General features: G+C 69.7%; 7 protein-coding genes. 2 read left to right on the forward strand and 5 right to left on the reverse strand.

What is annotated here, in order from left to right:
• Positions 1–4: 4 nt before the first annotated feature.
• The 3 genes from HCO70_RS24395 to HCO70_RS24405 are packed head-to-tail and all read right to left on the reverse strand — an operon-like array spanning position 5 to position 2975.
• Positions 5–922, reverse strand: a complete 918-nt coding sequence (locus HCO70_RS24395; RefSeq protein WP_172300528.1) for a bifunctional 2-polyprenyl-6-hydroxyphenol methylase/3-demethylubiquinol 3-O-methyltransferase UbiG — start codon at positions 920–922, stop codon at positions 5–7.
• Positions 919–1581 (reverse strand): ABC transporter ATP-binding protein, encoded by a 663-nt coding sequence (locus HCO70_RS24400; protein ID WP_371742329.1) that lies wholly within the window; start codon positions 1579–1581, stop codon positions 919–921. The genes HCO70_RS24395 and HCO70_RS24400 overlap by 4 nt, the downstream gene beginning before the upstream one ends.
• Entirely contained in the window at positions 1578–2975 is a 1398-nt protein-coding gene (locus HCO70_RS24405; protein WP_172300529.1) for a sugar transporter, read from the reverse strand. Before HCO70_RS24405 ends, HCO70_RS24400 begins: the two co-directional genes overlap by 4 nt.
• Before the next feature lie 160 nt (positions 2976–3135).
• Between HCO70_RS24405 and HCO70_RS24410 the strand changes: the two genes are divergently transcribed.
• On the forward strand, positions 3136–3942 hold the full coding sequence (locus HCO70_RS24410; protein WP_172300530.1) for an ABC transporter permease: 807 nt from the start codon (positions 3136–3138) through the stop codon (positions 3940–3942).
• Positions 3943–3965: 23 nt separating this feature from the next.
• Positions 3966–4703, forward strand: coding sequence for a sulfotransferase family 2 domain-containing protein (locus HCO70_RS24415; protein ID WP_172300531.1), 738 nt, complete (start codon positions 3966–3968; stop codon positions 4701–4703).
• Here the strand turns inward: HCO70_RS24415 and HCO70_RS24420 are convergent.
• Both HCO70_RS24420 and HCO70_RS24425 read right to left on the reverse strand, forming a co-directional pair.
• Positions 4700–5806, reverse strand: a complete 1107-nt coding sequence (locus tag HCO70_RS24420) for a DUF6716 putative glycosyltransferase (protein ID WP_172300532.1) — start codon at positions 5804–5806, stop codon at positions 4700–4702. The two genes, HCO70_RS24415 and HCO70_RS24420, sit on opposite strands and share 4 nt — an antisense overlap.
• Positions 5803–5997: a hypothetical protein gene (locus tag HCO70_RS24425; RefSeq protein ID WP_172300533.1), complete on the reverse strand. Its 195-nt coding sequence runs from the start codon at positions 5995–5997 to the stop codon at positions 5803–5805. The genes HCO70_RS24420 and HCO70_RS24425 overlap by 4 nt, the downstream gene beginning before the upstream one ends.
• Between the last annotated feature and the right edge of the window lie 143 nt (positions 5998–6140).

The raw sequence follows: 6140 nt of genomic DNA on the forward strand, positions 1-6140 counted from the left end.
CCGATTAATCAGGCCGGCGTGCGATAACGATCAGCGCCGGCCCCGCGCGCCGCACCGCCGGTGCCGGCAGGTCCGCCCCGATATGCGTCTCTGTCCAGGGGCAGACGGCGCTTTCCACCAGCTCGAACCCGGCCCGCGCCAGCACCAGCGCCAGCGCGTGGCTGGAAAAGAACAGCGTATGCGGCTCCAGCCGCTGACGGGTCCCGCGCTCCCCGGAAACGAACCGCTCCAGCTGCGCCGCGCCCGCCGGCACCTCGACATGGAACAGCCCGCCGGGCCGCAGCGCGGCAAGGACCCCGGCCAGCACGCCGCCCAGCCGGTCATAGGTGAAATGCTCCAGCGAATGCGACGACATCACCAGATCGAAGAAATCGCGTCGCGCATCCAGATCCTGCACCGTCACGCCCAGCTCGTCCCTGAGGATACGCACCGAATAGGCGTCGGGCTCGACGGCGTATTTTTCCGCCGCCTCGACCGCGTGCAGGAACAGCCCCTCGCCCGCGCCCAGATCCAGCACCCGCGAAAACGGCCCGAACCGCGCCAGGTCCGCCGCATGGCCCCGCGCCCGGTCGCGTCCCTTGTGCTCCGGCTTCGACCAGATCGGGTTCTCCGGCCCGTAAAAGGCGCCGTCATAGGCCCGCTCCACGCGGAACTCGTCGGCGTAATGGTTGGTGTAATAGTCGTCCAGATCCAGCCCCGGCAGCGGCACCCAGGCCAGCCCGCAGGCGCCGCATTGCGCCAGGATCAGCCCGGCGAAGAACCGGCTCTGATAGGCCGGGTAGCGGCAGACCGACAGGTCCGTTCCGCCGCAGGCGATACAGCGCTGCCGCGCCAGACCGGCCAGCGGCACCATCGGCGAGGGCGCGCAGCGCAGCGCCCGGATCTGCCGCTTCAGCCGCCGGATCTGCGCCGCTTCCGTCATGCCGCCCGGGCCATGTTGCGCTCGTGCCGGTCGATCGCCTCGTCGAGATCGCCGTAATAGGTCAGCGTGCCGCCCTCCAGCACCGCCGCCGAATCGCACAGCTCGCGCACCTGCCGCATCGAATGCGACACCATGATCGCGCCGCTTTCCGCCAGCCGGGCGCGGAACAGCTCGGCGCTGCGCCGCTTGAAGGCGGCGTCGCCCACCGCCGTCACCTCGTCGACCAGATAGGTGTCGAACCGGATCCCCATCGAGGCGCCGAAGGTCAGCCGCGATTTCATGCCAGAGGAATAGCTGCGCACCGGCATGTGGAAATGCGGGCCTAAACAGGCGAATTCCTCGACGAATGCCAGCAGTTCCCCGGTATCCACGCCATAGACCCGCGCCACGAATCGGATGTTCTGCGCGCCGGTCATGTTCTTGTTGAAGCTGCCGGCAAAGCCCACCGGCCAGGAAATCGTGCCGTCGGACAGGACCCGCCCGCGCGTCGGCTCGATGCTTCCGGCGAGGATCTGCAGCAGCGTCGATTTCCCCGCCCCGTTCCGGCCCAGAAGCGCCACCGCGCGCCCGGTCGGGAAGGTCAGCGAGACATCCTCGAACAGCACCTTCCAGCCGCGTCGCGCCGGAAAGCGCATCGAGATGCCGTCCAGCCGGATCACTGCCGGTCCTTCAGCGAGTAATAGACCAGCACCAGCACCGCCCAGGCGAGCCCCGCGAACAGCGCGGCGAGCCCCAGCAGCACCAGCCGCTGCGGATATTCGGCGCGCTCGGCCAGGGTGGGGCGGATGAAGGGGGCAAGATAGCGGCTCTGCCGCTCCGCCTCGGCCCGGGCGCCGGCAAAACCCGCCAGCGCCGCGGTATAGGCTTCCTCGGCGAATTCGCGTTCCACCGTCAGCCGCTCGAATTCCGCGACCAGCGTCGCGTAATCCTGCTCCCCCCCGGCAGCGGCATCGGCGGAGAACTTGTCGCGCTCCTCCTCGATGCGGTTGCGGATGATCCCCAGCTTCAGCTCCGCCTGGGTGCGGCGCGGATCGCGTTCGGTCGAGGTCTCGCGCAGGATGTCCAGCTCGATCAGCGTCTCGGCCAGCTGCTGCTGCAGGTTGGTCAGCACCCCCATCTGCCCCTGCAGGTCGGTGCCGGGGTCGACGATCCGGGTGCGCGAGCGGAACGCGGTCAGTTCCTCGCGCGCCGTCTTCAGCTGCTCCTGCGCCAGGTCGAGATCGGCGCGGGCATAGCGCAGCGCATCCTCGCGGGCGATGGCGCTCAGCTCGTTGATCACCCGCGAGCTCTCGCGCAGGATCGTCCCGCCGATCGCCTGCGCCATCCCCGGCGCGAAGGCCCGCACCTGCAGCTCGATCAGGCCCGATCCCGGATCGTAGGACACCTTCACGATCCGCCGCCAGTAGGCGACGAGATCCTCGATCGTGCCCGACGGGTGGAAGGCAAAGACCGGATCGGTCCCGACCGGGGCGGCATAATGCCCGCGCAGGTCCAGTTCCGCATCGACCAGCTGCACCAGTTCCTGGCTCTGCAGGAATTCGTACAGCACGTCGGTATCCGAGGAACCCTGCGACGACATCCCCGCCAGCCCACCCAGGAAATCCGTGGGCGCCGGCACCTCCTCGCGGCGCACGGTGAAGCCCAGGGTCGAGGCGTACTGATCCTCCGCCCGCTCCCACAGGTACCAGGCCGCGGCGCCCACCGGGGCCAGCACCAGCAGCAGGAAGCTCAGCAGGATCATCCGGTGCCGCCGCCGCGGCCGCGCCGGACGCACCGGCGGCGGGATCCGGGGCGTCGCGTCCACCGTCACCGGCTCGGCCGGCAGCGCCTCGCGCCGCCGCGCCGGCACCCGGCCGCTCTTGGCCTTCACCGGCAGCCCGGCCTGTTCCCCGTGCCTGCGGGGCAGGGGTTCCTCGTCCGTCCCGGGCGGCGGGATCACGGCCAGGGCGCGCTCCGGCGCCGTGCCGGCGAGCCGCGCCTTGCGTTTCAGGGAGCGTTCGGGCGCGCCGGGCTCTGCCGCTTCGCGGGCCGGACGCGACAGGTGTTCAGCCACGGGTCTCGGGGTCTCCGGTTCGCTCCTCCTGGTGCCGGGAAGGGGGGCCGTCGACCGCCGAAACCCGGCGTGTATCCGTTTAGGCAATCAATCTTAACAAAATACAAACACTGCTCCGGGCAGGGTAACGGCCTGTCGCCCGATCCGGTTTGCAGCACCCATGCCCGACCCCGCGCTCCGCCTTCCCCGGTCCCGCCCGCAGCGGCGGTTCCAGAACCTGCGCACCATCACCGCGCTGATCCTGCGCGAGATGGCCTCGACCTACGGGCGCTCCCCCGGCGGCTATGTCTGGGCCGTGCTGGAGCCGCTCGGCATGATCCTGATCCTGTCCTTCGCCTTCTCGCTCCTGCTCCGTTCCCCTTCGTTAGGGACGCATTTCATCCTGTTCTACGCCACCGGCTACCTCCCGTTCCGCATGTTCCGCGAGGTGCAGGCGGCCATCGCCGGCGCGCTGCGCTATTCCCGCGGGCTGCTGGTCTATCCCGCCGTCTCCTATCTCGACGCGCTGATCGCCCGCTTCCTCCTCGCCACCCTGACCCAGCTCATGGTCGCCTGCCTGATCCTCGCCGGCGCGATCCTGCTCCTCGACGTCCGCCTCGTCCTCGACATCCCCCCGATTCTCGCCGCCTTCGCCGGGGCCGCCGCGCTCGGCTTCGGCGCGGGCGCGCTGAACTGCCTGCTGTTCGAGATGTACCCGGTCTGGAAATCCGTCTGGAACATCGTCACCCGCCCGCTGCTGATCGTCTCGGCGGTGATCTACATCTTCGAGGATCTGCCCCGCGCCGCGCAGGCGATCCTCTGGTTCAACCCGCTGGCCCATCTCACCGGCCTCGCCCGCAGCGGCTTCTATTCCTATTACGAGCCCGCCTATGTCAGCCTTTCCTACGTCGCGGCCCTCGCGCTCACCGCCACCGTCTTCGGCCTGCTGCTCCTGCGCCGCTACTACCGGCGGTTAATGGTGCTTTAACCCTCTGCGGCTGAGATCCGGGCATGGAACAGGCGATCCCAGCGACACAGCCGCCGGAGGACGACACCCCGGCGCTCGAGCGGCATTACCTGCTGCTCCCCGGCGCCGGCCTCGCCTATTGCCGCATCCCCAAGGCCGCCAATTCCTCGGTCCGGTTTCTGCTGGCAAAGCAGTTCCGCCTCGCCTCGCCCGATCCCGGCCTGCGCCCGAACCAGGACCGCTACTGGCTGACCCTGCCCGCGGCGCAGGCCGTCACCCTCACCGCCGCCGACTATGCCGCGCTTCCCGCCGACCGGCGCCCCTGGTGCTTCACCCTGGTCCGCAACCCCGTCGCGCGGCTTTACTCCGCCTGGAACAACAAGGTGATCGAGAACCGCGCGCTGTCGCGCCGGTTTCTCGACATGGGCGTGACCTCGGGCATGGGGTTCGACGCCTTCGTCGACCGCGTCGCCGCCAGCCCGGACGAAAGCTGCGATATCCATGTCCGCTCGCAGATGGCGATCCTCGCCGGAAACGGCCGCCTGCTGCCGGATTTCATCGGCCGGGTGGAAAAGATCACCGCCGACTGGAGCCATATCCGCTACGAGCTTCGCGCCCGCCGCGGCCTCCGCCTGCCGGCCCTGCCGCACAAGAATGCCCGCGCCGAAGTGCAGGCCGACATCGCGCAAAGAATCGCCCCCGACGTGCTGCGGAAGATCGCCGCGCGCTACCGCGCCGATTTCGAACAGCTCTATCCCGGCCTCCTCGACCGCATCCCTTAAACCAGCGGCGGCAGCACCCGGCGCACCGCCACCGGCCGCTGCCGGAACGCCGCCACGGCCTCCAGCACCTGCGCCGCCAGCGCCTCGGGGCAGATAAAGAAGGTCTCTAACCAAGGAGTTTCTGGCGTTTTCGGACATAATTGCAACACCTCCTCAACCCCCGCGATAAGTCCGCTTTCCGCAAACAACCGCCGCATCGGCGGCACCAGCGGGTCGAGGTAATTCTCGGCATAATCGAGAAACACCAGCGCCGGCACGCCCGCGCGCACCAGGTCCACCGCCGCGGTCGAGGTGCAGGTGATCCCGATCCCGGCCCGCGCCAGCACGTCGTCCATCGGCTCGGCGGTCAGGCGCAGGTTGGCGGGGCAGGGGCCGGGCAGGGCGGCGATCAGCTCCGGATAGGGCAGCTCCTCGCGATGCAGGTGGTCGCGGTTCTCGTGCGGCAGGTGCCGCAGCTTGATCCAGACCGTCCGCTCCGGATGCGCCCGCGCCACCGCCGCCAGCATCCGCAGCACGAACAGCCGCCCGGCCCGCGTCGCCGGCGACAGCGCCTGCGCAAAGAACACCACGTCGCGCCGCGCGGCCAGGTCCTCCGGCACCGGCGGCGGCCCCAGAAAGGTCGGATGCCCGAAGCCCAGATATTGCGCCCCGGCATCCAGCCGCTCCGCCACCGCGCGATAGCGCGCGATATCCCCCTTCGGCACGATGAACAGGCTGTCGGTGCGGCTGCGGTTGGCAAAGCCCCGCTCGGGGTCGAAATCCAGCCCGCCCTGGAACGCGATCACGCAGGGCCGCCCGGCCATGTGCCGCAGATGCGCCTTCTTCAGCATGTCGCGCAGCGGCGCGAAGACCCGCGAGGTGACGATGGCGTCGAACTCCTGCAGCGGCGTGACCTGCCGGAACGCCTCGGCCAGCAGCAGGATGTCCGGCCCCTCCGGCAGCACCGCCGTAAGCTGCCGGTAGGACAGGGGCGACCCGCTGGTCAGCCAGGCGGTGCACAGCTCGCAGCCGTGGCCCTCCAGCACCGCGCGCATCCGCTGGACGAAGAACAGCGTCGAATCGTCACTGAACGGCAGCAGGATGCGGATTGGCGCCGCGCTCATGGCCCCCCCGCGCCGCGGCGCTCGAAGGCCGACAGCGCCGCCTCGGCGGCGCGGTCATGGGCGCGGTGCCCGGGCCTGCGGCGCTGCACGGCGCGGTCCAGCCGCTGCCCCAGCCGGACCAGCGGCGCGCCGAAACGGCGGCGCAGCCAGCGCCCCGGACGGGTGCGGGCAAGGCGTCGGACGAAACTCATTCCCTCGTTCCTCCAGCGGGGCGAATCCGGCCTACACCCGATTTGTTAACCAAGCCTTTATCGGCTTACGGTTTCTTAACCAATCGGCCCCACAGGCTAGGGCGTATGGCAACAGGAGAGGCCAGCGTGACGGGCCGGACGGC

The sequence above is a fragment of the Pseudoruegeria sp. HB172150 genome, from assembly GCF_013184805.1.
Taxonomy (GTDB): domain Bacteria; phylum Pseudomonadota; class Alphaproteobacteria; order Rhodobacterales; family Rhodobacteraceae; genus Psychromarinibacter.